Annotated in this window: 18 protein-coding genes; 10 read left to right on the top strand and 8 right to left on the bottom strand. The window is 40.3% G+C overall.

Annotated elements, in window-relative coordinates; genetic code table 11:
- Positions 1-4: 4 nt before the first annotated feature.
- The 10 genes from ccoO (at position 5) to ttcA (ending at position 8,667) form a co-directional block, all read left to right on the top strand.
- The gene (gene ccoO / locus GQR47_RS14625; RefSeq protein WP_165723947.1) at positions 5-679 is read left to right on the top strand and encodes a cytochrome-c oxidase, cbb3-type subunit II; all 675 of its coding nucleotides are present in this window, start codon (positions 5-7) and stop codon (positions 677-679) included.
- Between the two features lie 6 nt (positions 680-685).
- On the top strand, positions 686-871 hold the full coding sequence (locus GQR47_RS14620; RefSeq protein ID WP_024597380.1) for a CcoQ/FixQ family Cbb3-type cytochrome c oxidase assembly chaperone: 186 nt from the start codon (positions 686-688) through the stop codon (positions 869-871).
- A complete protein-coding gene (gene ccoP / locus GQR47_RS14615; protein WP_138488889.1) occupies positions 868-1,902 on the top strand; it encodes a cytochrome-c oxidase, cbb3-type subunit III in 1,035 nt (344 codons plus the stop codon). Before GQR47_RS14620 ends, ccoP begins: the two co-directional genes overlap by 4 nt.
- Positions 1,903-2,051: 149 nt before the next feature.
- The gene (locus GQR47_RS14610; protein WP_002963075.1) at positions 2,052-2,543 is read left to right on the top strand and encodes a FixH family protein; all 492 of its coding nucleotides are present in this window, start codon (positions 2,052-2,054) and stop codon (positions 2,541-2,543) included.
- Positions 2,544-2,551: 8 nt separating this feature from the next.
- Positions 2,552-4,927, top strand: coding sequence for a heavy metal translocating P-type ATPase (locus GQR47_RS14605; RefSeq protein WP_165723937.1), 2,376 nt, complete (start codon positions 2,552-2,554; stop codon positions 4,925-4,927).
- Positions 4,924-5,091: a cbb3-type cytochrome oxidase assembly protein CcoS gene (ccoS, locus tag GQR47_RS14600; protein WP_002963071.1), complete on the top strand. Its 168-nt coding sequence runs from the start codon at positions 4,924-4,926 to the stop codon at positions 5,089-5,091. The genes GQR47_RS14605 and ccoS overlap by 4 nt, the downstream gene beginning before the upstream one ends.
- A complete protein-coding gene (locus GQR47_RS14595) occupies positions 5,084-5,755 on the top strand; it encodes a sulfite exporter TauE/SafE family protein (protein ID WP_039490095.1) in 672 nt (223 codons plus the stop codon). Before ccoS ends, GQR47_RS14595 begins: the two co-directional genes overlap by 8 nt.
- 70 nt (positions 5,756-5,825) lie before the next feature.
- Positions 5,826-6,563: an FNR family transcription factor gene (locus GQR47_RS14590; RefSeq protein ID WP_002963069.1), complete on the top strand. Its 738-nt coding sequence runs from the start codon at positions 5,826-5,828 to the stop codon at positions 6,561-6,563.
- Between the two features lie 103 nt (positions 6,564-6,666).
- Positions 6,667-7,599 (top strand): universal stress protein UspE, encoded by a 933-nt coding sequence (gene uspE / locus GQR47_RS14585; RefSeq protein ID WP_165723936.1) that lies wholly within the window; start codon positions 6,667-6,669, stop codon positions 7,597-7,599.
- 153 nt (positions 7,600-7,752) lie between these two features.
- On the top strand, positions 7,753-8,667 hold the full coding sequence (gene ttcA / locus GQR47_RS14580) for a tRNA 2-thiocytidine(32) synthetase TtcA (protein WP_002963067.1): 915 nt from the start codon (positions 7,753-7,755) through the stop codon (positions 8,665-8,667).
- Positions 8,668-8,749: 82 nt separating this feature from the next.
- Here the strand turns inward: ttcA and GQR47_RS14575 are convergent, their stop codons facing one another.
- From GQR47_RS14575 to GQR47_RS14540, 8 genes are all read right to left on the bottom strand, one after another.
- Complete coding sequence (locus GQR47_RS14575) at positions 8,750-9,811, bottom strand: hypothetical protein (RefSeq protein ID WP_165723935.1); 1,062 nt, start codon at positions 9,809-9,811, stop codon at positions 8,750-8,752.
- A 264-nt stretch (positions 9,812-10,075) separates the two neighbouring features.
- Positions 10,076-11,146, bottom strand: a complete 1,071-nt coding sequence (locus GQR47_RS14570; RefSeq protein ID WP_165723934.1) for a hypothetical protein — start codon at positions 11,144-11,146, stop codon at positions 10,076-10,078.
- Positions 11,147-11,432: 286 nt separating this feature from the next.
- Positions 11,433-12,758 carry a PAS domain-containing methyl-accepting chemotaxis protein gene (locus GQR47_RS14565; RefSeq protein WP_149602861.1) on the bottom strand — a complete coding sequence of 442 codons (1,326 nt, stop codon included), beginning with the start codon at positions 12,756-12,758 and terminating at the stop codon, positions 11,433-11,435.
- A 479-nt stretch (positions 12,759-13,237) separates the two neighbouring features.
- Positions 13,238-15,286, bottom strand: coding sequence for an exodeoxyribonuclease V subunit alpha (gene recD / locus GQR47_RS14560; RefSeq protein WP_165723933.1), 2,049 nt, complete (start codon positions 15,284-15,286; stop codon positions 13,238-13,240).
- A complete protein-coding gene (recB, locus tag GQR47_RS14555; RefSeq protein WP_165723932.1) occupies positions 15,283-18,861 on the bottom strand; it encodes an exodeoxyribonuclease V subunit beta in 3,579 nt (1,192 codons plus the stop codon). Before recB ends, recD begins: the two co-directional genes overlap by 4 nt.
- Positions 18,848-22,147, bottom strand: coding sequence for an exodeoxyribonuclease V subunit gamma (recC, locus tag GQR47_RS14550; protein WP_165723931.1), 3,300 nt, complete (start codon positions 22,145-22,147; stop codon positions 18,848-18,850). The genes recB and recC overlap by 14 nt, the downstream gene beginning before the upstream one ends.
- Before the next feature lie 160 nt (positions 22,148-22,307).
- Positions 22,308-23,369, bottom strand: a complete 1,062-nt coding sequence (locus GQR47_RS14545; RefSeq protein ID WP_165723930.1) for an alkaline phosphatase D family protein — start codon at positions 23,367-23,369, stop codon at positions 22,308-22,310.
- Positions 23,366-24,493: an alkaline phosphatase family protein gene (locus tag GQR47_RS14540; protein WP_165723929.1), complete on the bottom strand. Its 1,128-nt coding sequence runs from the start codon at positions 24,491-24,493 to the stop codon at positions 23,366-23,368. The genes GQR47_RS14545 and GQR47_RS14540 overlap by 4 nt, the downstream gene beginning before the upstream one ends.
- Between the last annotated feature and the right edge of the window lie 74 nt (positions 24,494-24,567).

Genomic DNA, 24,567 nt, shown 5'->3' with positions numbered 1-24,567 from the left:
GATGATGAGCAATAAAAATTCACAAAACAAACATGAAATAGTAGAAAAGAACGTTGGCCTTATGGCTATTCTGACTGTTTTTGCTATCAGCTTTGGTGCATTAGTTGAAATTACTCCGCTAATGTTCCAAGACGACACAACTAAACCAGTAGAAGGCCTACGCCCTCTTAATGCTTTAGAAATGGAAGGCCGTGATATATATGTACGTGAAGGTTGTTATAACTGTCACTCACAAATGATCCGCCCTTTTCGTGATGAAGTTGAGCGTTACGGTCACTACTCTGTAGCAGGCGAATCAGTATGGGATCACCCTTTCCAATGGGGTTCAAAACGTACTGGTCCTGACCTTGCTCGCGTTGGTAAACGTTACTCGGACGATTGGCATTATGCTCACTTAGTTGACCCACGTGCTGTGGTTCCTGAGTCAAACATGCCAGGTTTTCCTTGGTTAGCAGAGGATAGGGTAGATACAAGCCTGACTCTGAAAAAACTACAAATTTTCCGTGATACTTTTGCTATTAACCCAGAAAACCCTAAACACCCGGGCCTAGGTTATGGCAGCGACGAAGAACTTAAAGCTGATGTTGAAAAAGTTAACGCTATGAATAACGGCGAAGGCGCAACAGAAATCCAAGCTCTAATCGCGTATTTACAGCAACTTGGTACCCACTTGAAGTAAATTATTATGGATTACGGAACATACAGAGGCATTTTGACTCTGGTAATTTTAGTATTGTTTATTGTGATTGTTGTATGGGCATACAGCAAGCGTAGCAAAAATCGTTTTGACAGCGCTGCTAATGCCATTTTTGAAGATGAAAAAAAACATAACAACACACTCTCTAACGAGGAAAAGGAGTCTGAAAAATGACTAGCTTTTGGAGTATTTGGGTTATTGTATTAACCCTTGCATGCTTATGCATCATCTTTGGCCTATTAGTTTGGAACTTAAAAAACTATGCTGGCGTAAAAGAAGGTGAAAGCTGTGGACATGAATTTGACGGCATTGAAGAGCTAAATAATCCACTACCAAAATGGTGGACTTACATGTTTTTCGCAACTTTTATTTGGTCAGTATATTACCTTGCAGCTTTCCCAGGTTTAGGTAACTGGGAAGGTTTTGGTAAATGGACTAGCTCTAACCAAGGTATTACGTCTTTAGCTGAATCTAAAAAAGCAGTTGCAGAGGCCAAAGCAGAAGGTCGTTTTGTTAAACTTGATAAAGAGTATGAAGCTGCAGAAGAACGCTTTGGTCCTATTTTTAATCGACTTGCACAAGTGCCGGTTTTAGATTTAGTTAATTCTAAGTTTGAAGGTGACGCAGCGCAGCAAGTTGCTCTTGAAAATGGTGACAAACATGAACAAACAGATGGTCAATTAGCCATCGAAATTGGTCAGCGTTTATTCTCACAAAACTGTGCGCAATGTCACGGCTCTGATGCACGTGGTGGAACAGGCTTCCCTAACCTAACTGATAAAGATTGGTTATATGGCGGTACACCAGACAAAATTAGAGAAACACTGCTTAATGGTCGTATAGCTGCAATGCCAGCTTGGGGCGATGCTCTTGGTGAGCAAGGCGTTAAAGAAATGACTGCACATGTGCTGAGCCTTTCTGGTCGTACTGTTAACCAAAAAGATGCTGCCGCAGGTAAAGCTAAGTTTGCAATGTGTGCAGCATGTCACGGTGCTGACGGTAAAGGGTCGGTTGCACATAACCTACCATTTGGCGCGCCTAACCTGACTGATAACATTTGGTTATACGGTGGTTCTCAACGTGCTGTTGAAGAAACACTTAATCACGGCCGTGCTGGTGTAATGCCTGCTTGGAAAGACATTTTAGGTGAAGATAAGATTCACTTATTAACAGCCTACGTTTACAGTTTATCGCAAGATAAATAAGCACGCGGTTAATAAAATGTTTATAAATTAATTTATTTAATTCAATAGATTAATCCAGATCAAAAAAGCCTCCAGTCGGAGGCTTTTTTTTAGTCTTTTACGTATAATTCCTATAAAATAACGCTTCCTAAACTAATTTTAGAGACACTATGCAACCTACTCCGTGGTATAAAAATTTTTGGCCTTGGTTTTTAATCTTTTTTCCGTTAGTTGCCATTATTGGCTGTATTAGCTTATTTATTACGGCAATAGGTAACGGCCCAGATATGGTTGTTGACGACTACTACAAAAAAGGCAAAGCAATAAACTTAGAACTGACTAAGTTTGAAAAAGCAAAAGCACTTTACTTACATGGCGAATTAAATGTAACCAACGAGCGTGTAAGCTTTAAGTTTACAAAAGGTGACAGTAGCAACGTGCATGTTTTAAAACTTTCGTTTTACCACCGTACTATTAAAGCGCATGACTTTGAGGCCACACTTACACCTAATGCCAATCAAGAATTTACTGCATTACTTGATAAGTATACACCAGGTGCATACTCTGTATTTATTGAGCCAATTGATGGCAGCTGGAAACTCAAAGAAAACATTGTTCTACCGACGGCTGAAACCGTTTTAGTTACTCCTAACTATAAGTAATCATCACTATGTCTCACTCTTGCTTTCATTGCCTTGAAAGTGTGCCAAACGGATTTAGCGCAAACGTTATAATTTACGATATAGCCCAGCCAATGTGTTGCATTGGCTGCCAAGCAGTTGCGCAAAATATTGTTGATCAAGGTATGACTGATTATTATAAATACCGAACTGTTCGCGCAGGCAAGGTTGAGCAACTGGTACCTGAGCAACTCGCATTTATAAAAAGTTATGACAACGAAGATATTCAAGACGAATTTATAGCTACTAACGACAATATCTCAGAGGTATTGTTGAGTGTTGAAGGTATAACCTGCGCAGCGTGTGCATGGCTTATCGAAAAACAACTCTTAAACTTAAATACTGTAAAACGGGTTGATGTAAATACATCCACCAACCGCGCGATGATCCAATGGGATAAAACCAGCACCCCATTGAGCGAAATTATTACTTCCTTAGCCAAAATTGGTTATAAAGCCTACCCATTTCAATCAGATATTGAAGCTCAACAAAAGCAACAAACTGCCAAAGCCTATATTCGCCGCTTAGGTGTTGCAGGCTTAATGACCATGCAAGTTATGATGTTTGCGTTTGCCATGTACTTTGGCATGTTCTCAGGGATGGACAGCAATTTTGAGCAGTATTTTAGATGGATCAGCTTAGTACTTGCCTCTCCGGTTATTTTATATAGCGCACTGCCCTTTTTAACCAACGCCATGAATGGCTTAAAAGCAAAACAGCTCAATATGGATTTACCCGTATCGCTGGCTATTTTTGGTGCGTTTGGCGCAAGTTGTTACGCCACATTTATGCAAGTCGGCGAAGTATATTTTGAATCTGTGTGCATGTTTACCTTTTTACTTTTATTAGGTAAGTACCTTGAATTTAGAGCGCGTTTAAAAGCGAGCGAATTTACTGCCAACTTACAAAAATTATTGCCATTAACAGCCCGCACCATTAACGACAGTGGTGAAGAACTTATAATTGCAGCCAAAAATCTAAAACTTAATGACGTAGTACTCATTAAAGCGGGTGAAACAATCCCTGCCGACGGCGAGCTTATAAAGGGTAAAACTACGGTTGATGAATCAATGATGACGGGCGAACACCAACCCGTTACAAAATTTATCGGCCACAATGTCTACGCCGGTTGCGTTAACCACGACGGCGTTATTGAAATAAAAATTAATAAAATTGGCCAAAATACCCTTTTAAATCAAATTATCCGCTTGCAACACAACGCATTAACTAAACGCCCTAAACTGGTTGAAATTACAGATAAAGTTGCGCAATGGTTTATAGCGTGCCTGCTTATATTTGCTTCACTTACAGCTATTGGCTGGTACCAAATTGACCCTGAACACGCATTTTGGATCACCATTTCGGTTTTAGTTGCTACCTGCCCATGTGCCCTGAGTTTAGCCATACCAACCGCACTTACATGCGCGGTTGCAACCTTGACCCGTAAAGGCGTATTAATAAAACAAGCGCATGTGCTCGAAACACTCTCACAAATTACGCTATTTGCCTTTGATAAAACAGGCACACTCACCCAAGGTAAATTTAGCCTAGATGAAGTAGATATACTCGATAAGCAATACACAAAAGCGCAAGTGCTAGATATAGCAGCTATGTTAGAGCGTTATTCTGAACACCCTATAGCCAGCGCATTTGATGAAATTACTCCTGCTCACCACAATCTTAATAACGTTGAAGTGCATCCAGGTCTGGGAATTAGCGCACAAGATGCAAACAATCATTATGCAATTGGTAAAAGTGGTTGGTTTGATAGCAAAAAATCAAATGCACAAGCAAGCTTGTATATAAATAAGCAGGTTGTTGCACGTTTTTACTTTATTGATAAAGTAAAAAACGATGCTCAAAAGCTTATAGGCTCACTTCAATCGCAAAATTTAACGTGTCATATGTTAACCGGTGACGCATCAGATGCTGGGCAAAAAGTAGCTAAGCAACTCAACCTTGAAAGTGTGCAATCTGGGTGTTCGCCACAAGATAAACAAACAGCCGTTGAAAAATGGGCGTCACAAAACGAAGTTGTAGCAATGGTCGGCGATGGCGTAAACGACAGCCCTGTATTTGCCAGCGCGCATTTATCCATTGCAATGGAAACCGGTGCTGACATATCAAAAAATAGCGCCGATGTAGTGCTCCTTAATAGCGATTTAGCTTCAATTGATCATTTACTCAATGTGGCAAAACAAACCAGACGAATTATTAAGCAAAACCTTGCGCTGTCTTTATTGTATAATGCGTCCATATTACCATTGGCAGCGCTGGGCTTAGTCGCTCCGTGGATGGCTGTTATTGGCATGTCTGCCAGCTCAATTATTGTGATTAGTAATTCACTAAGGCTATTAAAGTTATGAGCATAATTTACATTTTGATCCCCATTGCCATTTTGTTTGTCATTATTGCTATAGGCGTTTTCTTTTGGGCCGTAAAAAGTGAGCAGTTTTCTGATTTAAATAAGCAAGGTCATAGTATTTTGTTTGAAGACGACAAAGAGCAACATAACAAAAGTAATGATTGACCCTCTTTACACCAGCGCATTTTTAATGGGGCTAATAGGTAGCGGTCATTGCATTGCCATGTGCGGCGGTATTGCAAGCTCATTACAACTGGCAAGTGATAAACGCAAAACATTTACCTATTCATTTGCCTATAATACCGGGCGTGCACTGAGCTACATGGCAGCAGGTGCACTTGTTGCTGGTATTAGCAGCCAATTTGCTAGGCAAAACACATCTTTTTCTTTAGCACTTTCATTCATTGCAGCTATTTTTATGCTCCTAGTCGGCGTGTATATAATGCGCTTGGGTCCTACGTTGCAATGGTTAGAAAAAATTGGTAAAACCTTAGTGTGGCAACACATTGTTAAGCTAAATAAATACTTAATGCCTATTAACTCCCCTTTTAAAGCTCTAGGTTACGGTGCTTTGTGGGGATGGCTTCCATGTGGACTTGTTTACTCAGCACTTACATGGGCGATGACTAGCCCAAGTGCCCTAGACGGTGCTTTAGTGATGCTTTGTTTTGCTTTGGGTACTTTTCCCGCAATGATCACGTTAGGCGTTACCGCACAAAAACTAAATAGTATTATTAACCACCCTTGGACCCGAATTGTATTGGGCAGTGTTATAATCTGGTATGGTATCTACTTATTGATAATTGCAACTGACAAGCTGATACAATAACCTATTCGCAGTATTAACCTTTTATGGTTATTTTGCAGTCGTGTGTATAAAAATTTAAACGGATTAAATTATGGATTTCTCTCAAAGTCGCGCTAAAGGTAATTGTGCTATTAGCTGTAATAACTGCAGTATTAGTCAATTGTGCTTGCCATTTTCACTCAATGGCCAAGAAATGGATAAGCTAGACGAAATTATTGAGCGAAAAAAACCACTCCATAAAGGTGATTATCTATTTGAATCAGGCGCACCTTTACAGGCTATTTATGCTGTACGCTCTGGCTCATTTAAATCGTACACATTATCAGAGCAAGGTGATGAGCAAATAACCGGGTTTCATTTAGCGGGTGACTTAGTAGGCTTTGACGCGATAAGTAAAATGGCGCACCAGAGTTTTTCACAAGCACTTGAAACGTCAATGGTGTGCGAAATACCATTCGATACCCTTGACGAACTTGCTGGTAAATTACCAAAACTTCGTCAACAAATAATGCGCTTGATGAGCAGCGAAATTACATACGATCAAGAAATGCTGTTATTACTCAATAAAAAATCAGCAGAAGAACGCTTAGCTAGTTTTATTTATAACTTATCAGAGCGTTTTGGTGAACGTGGTTTTTCACGCAAAGAATTTAGATTTACCATGACTCGCGGTGAAATAGGTAACTACTTAGGCCTTACCGTAGAGACCATTAGCCGTTTATTAAGCCGTTTTCAAAAAGCCGACTTAATAAAAGTAGAAGGTAAATTTATTACAATTTTAGATAATGATGCCTTAGCTAAAACGGCAGCAATCGTTAAGCCTCGCTAAATTAAATAGTTTGATTTAGAACAACAATTTATATGCTACCCCTTTAACTGTTTTATATTTGCGTTACACTAATTGTACACCCGTTAGGCAAATGGAGTAGCATATGAACACTATTAAACGCATTATTGCGGTTATTGACCCTACCAAAGACGATCAACACGGTTTATCACGTTCAATAGACTTAGCCAAAAAATCTGGCGCAAGTATTACCGCCTTTATGACGGTTTACGACTTCTCTTATGAAATGACAACGATGCTATCTGGCGATGAACGCGAAGCAATGCGTGATGCCGTACTAAAAGATCGCCAGCTATGGCTTAAAGATTTGGTTTCACCTTACAAAGATATAGATATTGACACCCAAGTGGTTTGGCATAACCGTCCTTATGAAGCCATAATCGATACTGTAATTGATCAAAAGTACGATTTAGTAATTAAAGGCACACATCAACATGGTGCACTTAAATCCGTTATTTTCACCCCTACCGACTGGCATTTAGTACGAAAATGCCCTGCCCCGGTGTTGTTTGTTAAAGAAATGGCATGGCCAGAAAACGGTAATATTTTAGCTGCTGTGAATGCGGTTAGTGAAAACGAAGAACATGTAGCACTTAATAAACGGGTAATTAAAGACGCACAATTTTTATGTGAACTTGCCAACGCAAAACTTAATTTAGTTAATGCTTATCCTGCAACGCCCATAAATATAGCAATCGAAATTCCTGAGTTTAACCCTGGACTTTATAACGAATCAGTTAAAAAACACCACATTGAATCAACCAATGCACTTGCTGCTGAGTTTAATTTAAGCCAAGAGCAATGTTTTATTGAAGAAGGCCTACCTGAGGATGTAATCCCTGATGTAGCTAAGCGGTTAAATAGCGAATTAGTTGTTATTGGTACCGTTGGTCGTACAGGCTTAAGTGCCGCTTTAGTAGGTAATACAGCAGAGCATGTAATTGATAGCCTTGACTGCGATGTACTAGCACTTAAGCCCGATGGTTACGTAAGCCCGATGGCAAAGAAACTAGATTAATTAAAAATTTAGCAAGTAACATCCAGTTTGTTACTTGCTAAAAATACCGTGTTTAATTACATCCTAAACTCGCATATTCAGGTGGTTTGGGTATAATACGCCCCTTTATTTTTAGCAAATAACTTTGCTGTATTGTTTTACTAGGGGGCGTAATTGTCACACTCAGATCAAGCTAAAGCTCAATTTAACTTAAATAAGCTACAAAAGCGTTTACGTCGCCAAACTGGTCAAGCCGTTATGGACTTCAATATGATTGAAGAAGGTGACCGTATAATGGTGTGTTTATCAGGTGGTAAAGACAGCTACACAATGCTTGAAATGCTTCAACATTTAAAACGTGTAGCACCTATAAAGTTTGATCTCGTTGTTGTAAACCTAGATCAAAAACAACCAGGGTTTCCTGAGCACGTTTTACCCCAGTATCTTGATAAATTAAATGTAGAATACAAAATTGTAGAAGAAGATACCTACAGCATTGTTACTGACATTATTCCTGAAGGTAAAACAACCTGTTCACTTTGCTCACGACTGCGCCGTGGTATTTTATACCGCACAGCAAATGAGTTAGGCGCAACTAAAATAGCCCTTGGCCACCATCGTGACGACATGATTGAAACGTTGTTTTTAAATATGTTTTACGGTGGAAAACTAAAAAGTATGCCGGCTAAATTAATGAGTGATAACGGCGAGCATATGGTTATTCGCCCACTTGCATACTGCAAAGAAAGCGATATAAGCCAATACGCATTTGCACAAGGTTATCCAATTATTCCGTGTAACCTATGTGGTTCGCAAGAAAACCTACAGCGTAAACATACAAAAGCAATGCTCGCTAAATGGGATGCTGAGCACCCAGGTCGTATTGAGAGTATTTTTACAGCAATGCAAAACGTTGTGCCTTCACACTTAGCTGATGCTGATTTGTTTGATTTTAAAAACTTACAAACCGGTGAAGTCATCGATGGTGGCGATATAGCTCTTGATAAGCCAGACATTCCTAAAGTGCCTGTTACTAATGAGCTTGATGAACAAGAAGCGCCAAGTGTAGTTACTATAAATCTAAGCTAACATATCTAGGCTAACAAATTTAAGGGGGTTGTATTTATGTACAACCCCCTTAAATTTACCAATTCAGCCTTACGTTGTCTTTTTAACTCTCAGCTAGGCCTTGTAAAAACTCTAAACTTAACTTTTCTTGTGCATTAGTTTGATACGGCAACTGCTGTAAACTGTCGTACGAGAAATCGTTTATATCAAAATGGCTTATTTCACTATTCCCAAAGCTGTTACGCTCACCTGGGCTTGGCGACATTCTTTCTATTACAAAGTCACTTAAGCGCATATCGGTAACGCCCTTAGGTAATACTGACCAATGAGCTTTTAAGTCTACGGTTTGGCTCCCTTGTGTTAAGCGTTCCTTAGATACCAAGTGAGCAAGTGGTGTATCACCACTATATAAATTCGCCCTAACACGATACAAACCACTTTTTATCACCGTTAAATTAGCTGGCATAATCATGTTTTCATTTTGAGCATAAGCAATTTCAAAACCTGTCAAAGTAGCACTTGGCGGCATATATTGAATTTGCGCAACTACGGGTACTTTTTTGCCGTCAACATCGCCCTGCACATACACTTGCAAACTACGAGGGTAATCTTCATCTTCTTTAAATGTAATAATTGCCTCACCTTCACGCGCATTGCCCGTATGGGTATTTAATACTTCCTTTGTATCAGTATTTGCAAGTTCAACGACCACTTTACCAAGCCCTTGAGCGCTTACCTTTATTGTTATTTCTTCTGGATATACAAAACGATATTGTTTGAGGCTTACCGTTAAAGCATCGCCGCTTTCACCTATGGGGCTCGACACAGGATAAAACTGATTTGGCTTTAATCGATCTTCATCTAAAGGACTCAAAGGTTGGGAATAAGGAGGAAACTTAAGTGCACTTTCGTATTGCATCACCACTTGCTGCGCTGCTTTTGTTAGGTCTTCATTAAACGCAATTTGCTTTTTTGATTGTGGTTTTTTAGCTTTAGGCACATCTATAGGGATCACTTTTACAGGCGATAAGTCAGGTGCGTTCGCGCTGTGTTTAATCTGTGGTTTTATTGGCTCAGCAACTTTATGAGCATCATTTTTACCAGTAAACCATAGCGAGAATAAAATAGTGCTAATAATTAAAGCAACGACATAAAATTTTTTCATTTTTATATTTCAATCTTTTATAAGGCGTATAGTTTTTAATACCAATCTGCTTATATATGGGTCTATTTAACGTTAAGAAAATTACGCTAGAACTAGGCAAAAATTTTTGTATCTAGTTGTTCTCGGCAATTGCTCCCTGCATTGCTCTACCTCCTGCATCCATGCAGTCGTAAATAAAAAATTTTTAACGACGTTATAGTGGAATTTAATTCGTTAAATTGATCAAAGATTTATGCAGATTGGTATCACTACACGCCTTCTATGTTATGGAATCACATTATAAATAAGTGCTGATGCACTTAAATTATTTGAATCCCTAATATAACGATATTGTTTTTTCCAAAACCAACTACCTGTAGTTTTATCAAACGTATTAAACCCTACGTTATTACCTTCAACATTTACGTTATTCATGGCTATTGTGACATTACCTTTACGCTGCGCGTTATGTATTTCGTTATGGCTATAACTGTCACTCATCATCATTGGATAATGATTTGGCATAAAGCTACTAACAGCATCACCTTGCGATTTTAAATGGCCATCTGTATCAATACTGCTGCTACAACTTCCAAACGAGCCAGCCGAACTTGCACCACATGAAGAGTGCGATGCTACAACCGAATCATCATTACCTTTTAAAAATCCACCTGTTAAACCTAAATACGCATTACCATCTGCCACAAAGCGTAATCTAGGTGTACGTGCATCAGGAAATGGCGATATTTTACGGGCATTATTCACTTTTAAATCGTGTAATACACCAACAGCTTCGGTTACATCGCTCCCTAGCCACCATTTGAGTGCTGCATCGACCGCAAAGTTCCATGATGCGCCAGTTAAAGCACTAACGGCTACATCTGCAAGCTCACTTCCACCACCCGCGCCTGCTAAATCAAACGTCGCAACAATATTAAGCGGCTGTAAGCCTGCGTTTTCTAACCAGTTTTCTTGGTTATCAATAATATGGCGTGCAACTAAGTCGCCTGTTGAATGTGTTACAAATACACAGCCATCACTGCATAAATTAGAGCGTGAAATTTGCTTTAACTTTGGCCACACCCAAACGGTAGCAATTTTACCTTCAATTCGCTCATAAGCAGGCCAATCAATTCGCTCATCTGCACGATTATTCCAGTACGATTGCCAATATGTTTCACCGTCATTAATTACATCACTACCCGACTTATTGGTTATTTGCGAAGTTTGTAACCCGTGAATTAATATAATTTTGTAGTCTTTACTCGCAGCAGAAAAGCTCATTAGCATAGCAAGCCCAGCACCAATTAGGTGACTTGGTTTAATTAATGTGTGTGTGCGCTTAGTGTTGTTCATACAATTCCTTAATGTTGTGTACGTAATATTTTATTATCATTTAAGGTATTCATACTAGGGCTTGTCAGCCTTGGCGTTCATCAGTATTAGGAACAAAGAACAAAAATGCAACAATTTATTATCATTTATAGGGATGAAGAAACTTATTACTTGTTATTTAATGGGTTAATAAAGAATAGTTGTTAAATTTAAAATTATCAGGGATGTTTCGAGAGTAATATTGAGGGGGGTTAGGTTGAGCGGGTACCGGTAAAGGTGCCCGCTTTAGAATAAGGACGTAACTAATCTAGCCGTTAGCTTTGAGTTCACTGGTAAATTGCCCAATCGCATTTACAACTTCTTGTGCGCCTTGCTGAATTTCCTGCATCACATCACCCGACTCTTTAGATAGTGCTAAACCTTGCTCTGCTTTTTCTTTACCTTTTTCTATTACAGCCACCGTATTTTGGGTTTGTGATTGGTTACGCTGTACTACTTCTACAATTTCTTCTGTTGCTTTTGATGTACGCGATGCAAGCAATCGAACCTCGTCTGCAACCACAGCAAAACCTCGACCTTGCTCTCCAGCCCTAGCCGCTTCAATTGCGGCATTTAATGCTAACAAATTGGTTTGCTCTGCAATACTACTAATACTTTGTACAATACTCGATATTTGTTGCGACTGCTGATCAAGCGCTGAAATTTCACTTGCCGCTTGCTCCATGTTAATAGCCAGCTCGGTCATTACTGCAACCGTATCTTGTATAACGCTCGCGCCTTGCTCTGCTTTTTTATCCGTTTGGGTTGAGGTGCTATAAGCAATTTCGGCAGCCTGAGATATCGCAATTTCTTGATTTACTTGCTCTGTAATAACTGTTGCAAACTTCATTACTTTATAAAGCTCATTCGCGTCATTTGAGATTGGGTTATATGACGCTTCTAACCATACAACATTGCCATATTTATCAACACGCTTAAAGCGCTCCGCTATAAACTGTCCTTCTCTTAATTTAGCCCAAAACTGTTGATACTCTCGGGAATTATACTCTGAAGCTTCACAAAATGTGCGATGGTGTTTTCCTATTAATTCACTTTCTTGATAACCCATTGCTGATAAAAACTGCTCATTTGCTTTTAAAACATGGCCTTCTAAATCAAATTCAATTACTGCCATAGAGCGATATATCGCTTTAATAGTGTCGCTTTGTTCGCGAGAAGCTGTGATTGTTTTTGTAAGCACACTCCCGAATATAGAAAAATAGAGCAACTGATCTTGCTCCCCTTTTACAGGATGTACTATTAAACGTAACCATTCAGCTTTACCATCACCGCGCGCAATTTGTAATGCACCGCCCCAATGCCCTTCTTTTTTTATAGCTTGCTGTAGGCTTTTAAATTCTGAAGATTGACGAGATGACTCAGTAATAAAATCATCAAAAGAGTTATTAGTAAGATCGTCTTCGTTGTAGCCTAAATTTTCTAAAAACCTATCATTGGCGTGCGAAATTCTGCCATCATAGAGAATGTTCAGTACTAACATCTCTCGGTAAAGCCCTTCCCACACTTGTTGTAACGGATAGAGTTCTGCTTTTAAAGAGGCTATTTCATTTTGCTTATTTTTAGAAAAAAACATTAATATCCTTACTAGGGCGTGTTGACCTTTGTGGATTGAAATTTGTTCAATCTAGGGGCGATTAAATCACGGCGCGAGGTTTGTAACCTAGTGGGCTCGATAACTGCTCCTGCGTTATTCTAATGGCTTACATCCATGTAAGAATAAGTAAAAACCGAGCAAAGCTTCCGCGTCCTGCTCACGCCCCTTACCTACATCCATGTAGGCAACAAAGATTTAATCGTCCCTAGAAAGAACCCAAAGGGCAGCGTATGTTTGGTATTTATACTACGTTATCGCCTATTTATGGGGAATACCACACTACATAGGCTCTGCCTTGGCTAAAAACCAAACACACTACTGCAAATTCACCCACCAAAGATCAACACGCCCGAAAACATTCAATATAAAATTAACTTAAGTATAGAAGACATTTATAATAACGCGATAAATAACAAGCAGTTTGAAGCTAAATTATTAATAAAAAATTCAAATTAAGCTTAAAATTGTAACCTTTCATATAAACCAGATGCTCTTGATACGCTTTTATTCATTGCTAGTTGCAGTACTTTTTTGTCAGCCACCAGCTCAAACTTATTTTTAGCGCGGGTTATTCCCGTATACACTAATTGCCTGTTAATACCCATGCGCGCTTGTTTTAGCGGTGGAAGTACCATAGCGGTGTAACTAAACTCTGAACCTTGTGATTTATGAATAGTCATTACGTATACTTTATCGTGTGCAGGGAGTCGTGCTGGCGAAAATGCTCGTTGATTACCTTGCTCGTCAATAAATATAGCTTTGAGCTGATTGCTTTCATCGGGCATTAAAATACCAATATCGCCGTTAAATAACTTAAGCTGGTAATCGTTTTGGCTCACCATAATGGGCATGCCTGTATAATGATGAGTATTAGGGCTAACTGTTATTAAACCTTGCTGTTGCAATACGCGCTCTATTCGCTGATTTAAGCTATGCACGCCGTAATCGCCCTCTCGTACCGCAGCTAAAAGCTGGTAACTCGCAAAAGCAGCATGCACCTGTGCAACATCTGCACCTTGGGCAATTAAGTTAAGGTATTTTGCATAATGACTTGCTGCACTTTTAACAAGCTTTTCAATTGGTTTCGCTACAAAGTCGTAATCTAAAATTACATCGTTAAAACGCCCTTCGGTACTTTCTTGCTCAACGTAATTTAAAATACCGGTGTTATTTGTGTTTACCGCAAGTGCGAGTTGACCAATGCCGCTTTGTGCATCAAATCGATAACTGTGCTGTAAAAAGGCAACGCAATCTGCGAGTTTAAATTCACTCACGCTTTGCGCTACGAGCTTAGGCTCATTATTAAAACATAAGCTATTTAGCTCATCACAACGTGCTTGCGAGTAGCGTGGCGTTTGCCCAAGTGTTAAACCTTGGCATAAATCGCTCATTACGCTGCCAGTATCTACCGAGGCCAGCTGGTCTTTGTCACCTAGGAGTATTAATCTCGCATGCGCAGGCAGTGCTTCTATTAATTTAGCCATCAGCGATAAATCGACCATACTGGCTTCGTCAATAATCAGCACATCTAAATGCAGTGGATTGCTTTTGTTATGTCTGAATTTATTAGTAAACGGTTTTACGCCTAATAAGCGATGAATAGTTTGAGCGTTTTGCGGTATCAGCGTTTTTATATCATCAGGAATCGTTGTGAGCTTATTTTTAGCGCCTAAAATAGACTCACTCAAACGTGCAGCGGCTTTACCTGTAGGGGCCACCAGCTTAATGCTAAGCGGCGCGGTTTTATAAAGTGACTGCAAAATAGCCAACAACTTAGTCACTGTGGTAGTTTTACCGGTACCTGGACCACCCGTGATCACGCTAAAGCCTTTGGTGGCAGCAATCGCACACGCCACTTTTTGCCAATCAGTTTCAATTGCAGAATCAGCAGGAAAATAGGTATTTAAAAGTTCTGCCAATATTTCATTATTAATATTGAGCTTTCGCTCGCTCATGCTTAATAGTCTATCTGCGAGTGTTTGCTCATAACCGGCAAGGCGCGCAAAATAAAGTCGCTCTTTAAACAGTTGCAGTGGTTTATTTTCGCCCACGCTTTCATGGTTTTGTAAATAACTGAGCGCTGTATGTACATTAAAGTCATCACTAAACGGGCTTAGCGTACTGGGTACATTGCCATCTAGTTTATTAAAGTCGCTTTTGCGCAAGTTAAAAGGATTGCTCCAGTCAACCTCATTTAAAGTTAGGCAGCTATGCTGGCTTTGCTGCGATAAGCACAGTAATAAAATAATATAAAACAGCTCATTATGTGTTTGCTCAATGTCATTAGCACACAGTAATTCAGCGAGTTTAACATCAACCACACGTAGTCGATTTTGCGCTAATAAATATTCAAGTAACGGGACTTCGATAATCGTATTATTTAACACAATGTCCTCTAATGGGACATCTTGTGCTACATTTTTTGAAGTAAGAGGCTCTACGGCTTCATTATTAAGTGTCTCGTCTATATCGTCAAACAAGCCAGGTTGCTCATTTAAATCGCTCATAGCATGGCTCCTTGGCTAAATAAGCCATCTAAAATAATCACTTGTTCTTCAGTTAGCTTTTTAAAGTACACGCCTTGCCCTGCCGGCATCCCACGTAAAAACGTGTAATACACGCCGCCTAAATGGGTTTCTACCGAGTAATCAGCTATACGTTGTTTTAATAAACGATGCAGCGCTACCGTGTAGATTAAATACTGTAAATGATACTGATGACTGCTCATCGCTTGCTCAAGCATGTCGCTCTCGTAATCAGCTGGCGTGCTACCTAAATAATTAGACTTATAATCTAAAATATAATATTTGCCTTGGTAGCAAAATATTAAATCGACAAAGCCTTTTAACAAACCCTTTACGTGCGAAAATTCAAGCTTACTTTGTGTAAAACCAAAATGTTTAACCAGCATTTCGTTTAGCTTTGGTGCACTTAAGCTCTCAAGAGGTAAATTAAATTCCATTTCGACTAGGCAATCTTTGGGTGTAAGCACACCCAATGAAAGAAGGCTTTTTTCTAAAGAACTGTTATCTAGGGGGCACGCAAGAACATCAAGTACCCACTTTTCAGCCACTTCTCGCCATTGCTCACCTATGTGGTACTTTTCAAGGCTGCCCTTAACTACCTCAGATAAGTTTTGCTCAGTATTAATTGGGTGAACTATTGGGCTAGTAAAATCTATTTGTTCAAATATTTCGTGTAAACAGCTACCAGGCTTTGCCCCTTTAGGAAAACTATAAGGTGATGGTATTTCGTCCTCTTGCACTGCAAACTCGTCTTTTTCGTGATCTTCATCACTTCGCCCTGGGGCTAATTGGTCGCTGTGCTTTTTAAAGCTCAATGCACTAAAGCTAGTTGCTCGCCAGTTACGCTCAATATTTGCCGTTACTTTATTAACACTTAACGTTTGCTGCGCACTTTCACTGTTATTAAAACAAAGTGTTCCCTGCTCTAATAATGTTTGTGAGGTAAATTGCTGATAGCTCATCGCGCTGTTAGCGTCGCAAAACTCACTTAAATGCGTGCGCCATGTTTGGCTACTGGCAAGTTCAAGCCCTGCAAATAAAACATGCCCAAGTGCACTACTTTGCATAGCCAAGCGGCTACTTTGTCCTTGCCCAATGTTATAAACACCAAGCGCACAAAAATGTACGGCGCGAGTAAGTGCTACATAAAGCAGGCGTAAATCTTCAGCTAGGCGTTCTTGTTCTGCTTTTTGAAGGGCATCTTCGTCTTTACTTAAATCGTAAACTAGCTTGCCATTATTATGATAAAGCGCTTCTTTTGTTTCGCGATAGCCACTGGCAAACGGCATAAATACCAAAGGGTATTCAAGCCCCTTTGAGGCATGCATAGTGACAATTTTAACTAAGTTGGCGTCACTTTCAAGGCGTACTTGTACTGTTTCACCGTCTTGTTGGCTTACCTTTTGTGCAAACCATCGCAGTAAACGCAGCGTGCCTTCAAGCTCTATTTGTTTTTGCTGAAGTATTTCGCCCAAGTGCCTAAAGTCCGTCAGCCAACGCTCAACGTTATATCCTAACCCTTGCCATTTAGCGCTAAGCTGGTTATGGCTCATTAAGCGCTCAAGCATTGCCATAGCGCCTTGCTTGTTCCAAATGTGGCTAAGTTGTGCAAAAAAGTTTAAGTAGTCTTGCCATTGATTTTCATCATCAGCGAGTGCATGTATTTCGTTATAACTTAAACAAAATAGTGGACCAGCTAAAACACCGCGCAGCAATGACTCATCATATTGACCATGCAGCGCTGTTAAAAAGTTAAGTAGGTGATGGCTAAGCTCTTGGCTAAAAACGCTTTCTCGCGATAAATACACGCTGGCTATTTTGGCATCATCTAGCGTTTTTTTCATTATTTGCGCTTCAACACGGTCGCGCACTAATATACAAATATCGGCAGCGCTTAGAGGGGTACTGCCAATACACGCATCCCCTTGTTTTGCTTTTTCAAGCAGGGTGACTATTTTATTAGCAAAGTGAGTGGCTAAATGTGCTTGCCCTACACCTTTGTTGGTTGGTTTGTTTTTTTCGTCTGCGGCTTCATCCACAAATACATTAAATTCGAATGCGGTCGCGGGTTTGCCATCAATTAAAAAAGAGTCTTCCGCTTTTTTACCTTTAGCAGCTACTGCGTTAAACGGTATGGCGTCGTTATAAATAAAGCTGTTAGCGTGTTTGCCAAATAAACTATTAACGCTATTGACTATATCGGTGCTCGAGCGAAAGTTAGTCCCCAGCGTAAATTGCTGATCAGTCTGTACAGCTTCTTTTGCGCCAATGTACGTAAAAATATCTGCGCCCCTAAAGCCATAAATAGCTTGTTTAGGGTCGCCTATCATGGCAAGCGTGGTATTTTGTTGCCCATAAATTTTACTAAAAATACCGTACTGAATCGGATCGGTATCTTGGAATTCATCAATCATGGCAACCGGAAACAACTGTGCAATTTTTTGCGCTAGTACGTCGCCTTGCTCGTTATTAAGCGCACTATGTAAATTAGTCAATAAGTCATCTGGGGTGATAACGCTTTGCTCTTGTTTACGCTTAACTATTGCGGCTTTTACCCAGCGTGCTGCATGTTGTACAACCGCTATTTTGAGCCCTTGGTTTATGGTGTTGTTAAGGGCGGCAAGCTCGTCAAACTGACTCAGTAATGGATGCACAAATAATGGCTGATTTTTTTTATAATTGCTCACATCGCTTAAGTTTTCTGTACTCCACACTTCAAACGAATACTTGCTAGTGCCAAATTCAAAAAACAAATCGCCGCCTAAACAAAATGCTTCAAGCGCACCAAGGCTGCCTTTTCGTGCTGGCGTTTTAGACCCGCTTAAACCCGAGCTTTTAATAGCACCGATAAACTCTTGCTCTAACACCGCTTTTTTAAATGCAGGCACAAGGGTTATGTACTCGTCACGGGCTTTCCATACATCATCTAAATTTATTTGTGGCGTAATGTGCGCATTAGCTTTGTTTAAAATGCTCGCCACTTGAGCGAATAAAGACTCTGGTGCGGCAAATACATCTAAAATAGCATCGGTGCGTTCTTTATTAAGTGGGTATACAAACGCACGCCAAAAATCTTTAATGGTTTCAAGTAATATGTCGCGCTCATCTAAAATAAATTCGAGATTAAACGCCACACCCGACTCAAACGCATGTTGTTTTAGCATCCGCTGACAAAAGCCATGAATAGTAAAAATAGCGGCTTCGTCCATTGATTTAGCAGCCGCATCGAGTAAATCAAACGCACGGTGTTTATCGTCAATTTTGGCAATTACGCCTTCAATGAGTTCGTCGTTTGGGTTTTTCCCAAGCAGTGCGTCGCGCGCAGCAATAATTCGGCTGCGTACGCGGTCTTTAATTTCTTGAGTGGCGGCATCGGTAAAGGTTACAACCAAAATTTGCTCAACACTCAGCGGCGTATTTAACTCACCTTCTATTTGCATGCCTAGTAAGTAACGTAAATACAGCCCCGTAATTGTATAAGTTTTACCAGTACCCGCACTGGCTTCTATTAAACTTTGACCAATGAGCGGCATAGTAAGAGGATTAAGCGCTTGCATGGTCACTCTCCTTTGCGTGTTCAAATAAAGGCGTGAGCAATTTATCACTCCATTTTATAAATTCTTCTTGGCAGTCATTTAGCGATTGCACCGTTAAGCGAATATACGGGTTTTCGCCCTCACCTCGCCCTATGTATTGCGGGCTAAATTTGCTCATTGCTTTTGTTATATCGCCGCCGCTTTTAACGTATTCATAACCACTTACCGGAAAGAACGGCACAGGCTCCGCGCGCAGCGCTTTGTATAACTCAAACCAATCGGCTAATAGTGCATCAGCATCAGCTTTATTAATTGGCGCAAAGGTAATTTGCTTATCAAGCCCAAGTAACAATGTTTCTACTTGTTGATCCATACTTTGCGCTGCGAGGTGATAAATAAAGCCTTTAATTAAATCTTTCGCTTTAATACTCGCACTGCGGTAAAACACTTGTTTTTGCAAATACACATGATTGAGCCAGCCCTCTATTTTGGTGCCTTCAATGGTAAGCAAAACTTCTATCGGCTCACTTTTTCCGCCTTTAATGTGCTCTTTAACTTGCCCTGCAAGCGCATCAACTCGGTGCTCCATACTCTCAAATATGAGGCTGCCTACATTGGCTTGAGGTAACTCACCCCGCTGCAGTATTTGCTCGGTACTCAGTGGTTGCTCGTTTATATTGGCTTTAAGTATTTCATCAAGGTAAAAATAACGGCGCAGCGCATCTAGGCTAAAGGGTTCTTCGTCTTTTGCTACTTCATTAAATTGTGGCAGGCGTAAGCCCAATGTTTGTTGATAAAAGCTCTCTTGCGCGCTGCACACACTTCTAATAAACACATCGAGATCTAGCTGATCTGGCACAGTCACATCAAGCGCAATAACTGGCTCTGGTTTAATTGACTCACTTGGCAGCCAAATTGGATTGTAACTGTGGTTGCTCAGCACAGTATTTGCTTGCTCATCGGCTAAATAGTAATGGCTATTAAAGGGCTGTAAATGCTGCTGGTTAATTAGACATGCGGGCAGCGTTTTTTCACTCTTTTCGCTTAATACAAAACTACGCCCAATATATTCTAACAGCTCGCTTACAAGGGTTGATGGCATGCGCGGTTGGTTATCAAAACACGAGCGACCAATGTAACTCATGTATAAGTTGTCGCGGGCACTCAGTAGTGCTTCTAAAAATAAGTAGCGGTCATCTAATTTACGTGATCGGTCACCTTTTTGCTTTTTAGAATAAGGCACTAAGTCAAAACCAATAGGCTGTACGTTACGCGGGTAGTCAGCATCGTTTAAGCCCAGCATGCATACCACTTTAAATGGTACGGCGCGCATGGGCATAAGCGTACAAAAGTTTACTTGCCCAACCAAAAACCGCTGCCCTACGCCTTTTTCTTGAATGCCTTGTTTAACTAAGTAACTAACAATACGCTGCGAAACTGCTTTACTGTAATCGCCGTTGTCGTGGTGTTTTTGTAACTCTTCGAGCACGTTTTGAAGTACTAATAAATCCCAGCTGTCGTCGCTTTCACTTTCGTATATGGCGTTTAATAGCTCGCTTAAAATATGCGCTTTATTAGTGAGCGTATCATCGGGCGTTAGCTGCTCTTTAAAGCTTTGCAGTACATCAATAAAATGCACGAGCTTGTTGAGCGTATCAAGCGCCATGCCTTCTACTTCATCAGCGCTGTAAATACCGTTAAACGGGCATTGTTCGTCGCGCATGGCTATACCAAGCAGTAAACGGTTGAGCCCATGTTGCCAGGTATTTAAATCGATAGCGGGTAAATCAAAGCTGCTTTTATGCGCTGCGTTTATACCCCATTTTACCCCTACACGTTCAAGCCAATATTGAATTTGCTCGTATTCGTGTGCTTCAAGCCCAAACTTTTCGGCTATTTGCGTCACTTGTAATAAATCGAGAATATCCGACACACCAAAGCGCGAAAACGGTAAGTTAGCTAAACTCGCAAATGAACTAAGGACGGGCTTTTCTTGCTCTATGGCTAAATCGGCTAATGCGTACGGAATAAAACGGCTGCCTTGCGCCCCGCCAAATACGGCTTCAATGTAGGGGCTGTAAGTGCCTACATCGGGCATCATGACAATTATGTCTTTGGGGGTAAGCGTTGGGTTTTGATTAAACAAGTTAAGTAAGTAGTCGTGCAAGCGCTCAACTTCTCTGAGCGGTGTATGGCAATCGCTGAGCGTAATACTGGTGTCGGTTGCGCTGATTGGTAACTTACCTTCGTCGTTTATAAACCACTCTTTGTTATCGGTCAGCGATTCGCCTTTAAACGCAAGCTGATAAATCTCGCTTTGTACTTGCCCTAGTAAGGTGTCGTCAAACACATCAATAAAACCATCAATCCAACGGGCATCTAACTGTACAAGTTGTTCAAAATAGTCGCGGCCTAATTTACCCCACGACGATAACAACGGATTACCAATAAAGTAGTATTCTTCATCTGGATTGGTTTGTTTTTTTTGTTGCGCTTCCACCAGCGGCATTTTGGCGTATTTAGCGCTTATTTTAGCTGCTGTTTTTTCATCTATGATATCGCCCCAGTAGTGCTCACTTGGGTTAAAAAAGAATAATATAACCTCTGTTTTTTTACTCAGTGCTTCAAACACCTCAAGCTGGGAGCTGGCAATCGCCGATATACCAAATAAACTAATGCGTTGTGGCAGTATGCTATTATCCATAGTCTCAAGTGCTGCAAGTAATTGCCCTTGCATGTTAGCGCGATGAAATTGGCTTTGCCCAAGTTCTTGGCTTAGCTTTACAATGCGTCGCCATAAATCAGGTTGCCATGGGGCAATGGCTACATCTACGTCATCAAGCTCATCTTTGCCGCTATCCCATGTGGCTATCCAGTGCGGTCGGTACATTAAATATTGGTCGTACACATCGGCTATTTTTTCGCATAGCGCAAAGGTTTTTTGCCCGTCAATATCGCCCTCTAAATAGGTTTTTAGCGGCAAATAAAGCGGTTCATCAATGCAGGTTGGTAAAATTGCAAACAGTTTCCAAGCAAGGTTGGGCTTATTAAATGCCGACTCTTTAGGGACATTTGGCAGTAATTGCTGATACAACTGCCAAATAAAGCTCGACGGCAGCGGAAAATCTACCTGCGCTGCAACCCCTAAGTTTTCGCTCAAACCTATTTTTAACCACTGCGACATACCCGGCGATTGCACTAGCACCACTTCTTTGTCGAACGGGCTTTGCAATGGGTTTATTTTTAACAGCTGGTGGAACTGCGCTTGCAGGGCTTCCATGCGGTTTGATTGAATAATATTTAGCATATAACACTGACCTTGCTTGAGATAAAACCAGTGTAAGATATTTTCAATATTAGGGGTAGCGCAAACAGGTAATTGATATTAATAAATCAGAGAGTTAGCAAGTAATTTAAACGCACAGCATTAATTTTGATCACTGCGCGTTTTTGTTTATAGAGTAATGTTATTTATAAGGGCTAATACTTGATAAACTAAAGTCACTTTGCATTATTACTTCGCCATCAATGCCTTTTAATTTAAGTGAAATAGTGGGATCAATTTGCTGCCAGTCTATGCTTAAATCACCATAATTTACGTTATGGGTAAAATTCCCTACTCGGTGTTTGTTAGGGCTTACGTCTTTCCATTTTTCAGTTAAGCCAGAGCTGGTCATCTCAATTAATGGGTAATCAAGGTTTTGCTGATACTTTGATATTTCACCCCAGTGCGTATCGCCGCTGATGATCACGACCCCATTTACTTTATGCTTTTTAATTAATGCAAATAAACGGTTTCTATCTTCAGGAAAGTTTGCCCATGACTCCCAACCTGTAAAATCGGGTAAAAGCTGTAAGCTTGAGGCAATCAATTTTATTGCAGCGGGCTTTTTAAGCTCTTGTTCAAGCCATTGCCACTGGGCTTCACCTAACATGGATGCGCCCTTCACTTCACTAGGACTATATGGACCTTGGTTATTAAGTTTGCGCTTAGTGTAGTATTCAAGCTCGCTTACATGGTTTAGCGCATCACGATTCCAACGTAAATCAGGCATTATTACTTGTATGGTTTGCTCATTTTCACCATACATGTACGAGGTATAAATTCCATCAGGGCGAGTGCGACGCACTGAGTTTACAGGTTCATCCCAAAAATCAAGCATAATTTGGCGTGATTGCTCTTTATGCGGATACTCTTTGCCTGCATCGTTTTGGCCATAATCGTGGTCATCCCACATAGCAATGATAGGCGTTTGCGCTTTCAACGTTTTAAAACCAGGCTTTGCCCCTAAACGTTGGTATTTTTCGGCAAGTACATCCATATCGTTGGTATCGCCATAAATATTGTCACCCAAAAATATAAACAAATCCCCCTGCTCTTTGTTAACTGTATTAAATATGGGTATGTTTTTATCTTGATGCCCACACGAACCAAATAGGATTTTAGATGGCGCGGCAGTAACACTTGCGCTAATAACCAAACTCAGCGCCAAGGCAGATAGGGTTAATGGTTTTAATAGGTTCGTCATTTTAAAATCTCGCTAATAGCAGGCGCCATATTTGAATTTATTTCATTTGGGTTTTGCCCAAGCGCCTTTAAAACGGTCGCCGCTATTTGCGCTTGTTTAAGCTCATTTTTAGTTTTAATTAAGCCACTACCTTTTATTGCGGGGCCAATGGCTGCAAGCCAAATATGTTCAGAGCCGACAATTCCTTCTGGGTAGGTATTTTCACCTAACTCTAGCTCAGCAAGTGCACGTTTAGAGCTGTGATGTTGCCAATCGTTGGCATTATTGCCACGGCCGTGATCAGTAGTAATAATTAGTGTGGTGTTATTTTTATAACCCGCTGTAGTTTGAATGGTTGCCCATAAGTCTTTTATAAACGCGTCACTTTGCCTTGCCGATTTAAGGTATTGATCGTAATGACCATCATGCGCAAAGTCATCGGTTTCGCCTAAACTTATCACTAACAACTTAGGCTTTTTAGCCAACATATACGCTTTAGCAAAGCGATATGTAAAACTGTCTAGTCGTACGTTATACCAAGGACTGGGGATTTCGTTTTGTAGCGCATTTAACAGTGGCGCATCTGTGAATAAATTCTCTTCAATTGACATAAAACCTGCACTTACATACACGTTACTGCGCTTAGTATTTACAATGTATGGGAATACATCCCAACTACCAAATAAGGCTGTGCTATCTTTAAACTCAGGTAACTTATCTAAACGCTCTAAAATAGTTTTATTTGGGTTGAGCACTTTGTTATTACTATTTATATTTTCGTCAACTTCACCGGTGAGTATTTCGTTATAACCAGGGTATGAAAAATACCACGGGTTACTTACCGACATAGTAGAGCCGTTAGCTCTATCGCCAATTATAATCCCTTTTTTAGCCACTACTTGCGTTAAAAAAGGCATTAGTAATTGCTGGCGCTCATTTGCTGTTTTTGCCCAAAACTGGGTCTTTAATTGCTCTGGCTTTTTAACAAAATCAGTATTATTAATTAAGCTATTATCAGCCCCATAAAATACTTCTTGCCAGCGTACTCCATCAAGCGTTACCAGCACTACATTTTGCGCTGCTGTTGCAAAGTTACTCGCTAATACACTTAAGCTAAATAGTGTTACTTTTATAATTGTTTTCATCGCGTTTTGCGCCCTTTCATATAATAAAGCCCATCAATGATGGGCTTTATTTTAATTCAATTACTAAAACTTAA

Origin of the sequence: Pseudoalteromonas sp. Z1A2, assembly GCF_011378755.1 — a bacterium.
In the GTDB taxonomy this organism is placed as follows: Bacteria; Pseudomonadota; Gammaproteobacteria; order Enterobacterales; family Alteromonadaceae; genus Pseudoalteromonas; species Pseudoalteromonas distincta.
The sequence above is the reverse complement of the archived record's forward strand: the minus strand, read 5'-3'. Positions and strand labels throughout refer to the sequence as shown.

Bases quoted from the DNA above. Each gene is read 5' to 3' on its own strand.
- ccoO (WP_165723947.1), top strand. From the start codon at position 5: ATGAGCAATAAAAATTCACAAAACAAACATGAAATAGTAGAAAAGAAC.
- GQR47_RS14620 (WP_024597380.1), top strand. From the start codon at position 686: ATGGATTACGGAACATACAGAGGCATTTTGACTCTGGTAATTTTAGTA.
- ccoP (WP_138488889.1), top strand. From the start codon at position 868: ATGACTAGCTTTTGGAGTATTTGGGTTATTGTATTAACCCTTGCATGC.
- GQR47_RS14610 (WP_002963075.1), top strand. From the start codon at position 2,052: ATGCAACCTACTCCGTGGTATAAAAATTTTTGGCCTTGGTTTTTAATC.
- GQR47_RS14605 (WP_165723937.1), top strand. From the start codon at position 2,552: ATGTCTCACTCTTGCTTTCATTGCCTTGAAAGTGTGCCAAACGGATTT.
- ccoS (WP_002963071.1), top strand. From the start codon at position 4,924: ATGAGCATAATTTACATTTTGATCCCCATTGCCATTTTGTTTGTCATT.
- GQR47_RS14595 (WP_039490095.1), top strand. From the start codon at position 5,084: ATGATTGACCCTCTTTACACCAGCGCATTTTTAATGGGGCTAATAGGT.
- GQR47_RS14590 (WP_002963069.1), top strand. From the start codon at position 5,826: ATGGATTTCTCTCAAAGTCGCGCTAAAGGTAATTGTGCTATTAGCTGT.
- uspE (WP_165723936.1), top strand. From the start codon at position 6,667: ATGAACACTATTAAACGCATTATTGCGGTTATTGACCCTACCAAAGAC.
- GQR47_RS14575 (WP_165723935.1), bottom strand. From the start codon at position 9,811: ATGAAAAAATTTTATGTCGTTGCTTTAATTATTAGCACTATTTTATTC.
- GQR47_RS14570 (WP_165723934.1), bottom strand. From the start codon at position 11,146: ATGAACAACACTAAGCGCACACACACATTAATTAAACCAAGTCACCTA.
- GQR47_RS14565 (WP_149602861.1), bottom strand. From the start codon at position 12,758: ATGTTTTTTTCTAAAAATAAGCAAAATGAAATAGCCTCTTTAAAAGCA.
- recD (WP_165723933.1), bottom strand. From the start codon at position 15,286: ATGAGCGATTTAAATGAGCAACCTGGCTTGTTTGACGATATAGACGAG.
- recB (WP_165723932.1), bottom strand. From the start codon at position 18,861: ATGCAAGCGCTTAATCCTCTTACTATGCCGCTCATTGGTCAAAGTTTA.
- recC (WP_165723931.1), bottom strand. From the start codon at position 22,147: ATGCTAAATATTATTCAATCAAACCGCATGGAAGCCCTGCAAGCGCAG.
- GQR47_RS14545 (WP_165723930.1), bottom strand. From the start codon at position 23,369: ATGACGAACCTATTAAAACCATTAACCCTATCTGCCTTGGCGCTGAGT.
- GQR47_RS14540 (WP_165723929.1), bottom strand. From the start codon at position 24,493: ATGAAAACAATTATAAAAGTAACACTATTTAGCTTAAGTGTATTAGCG.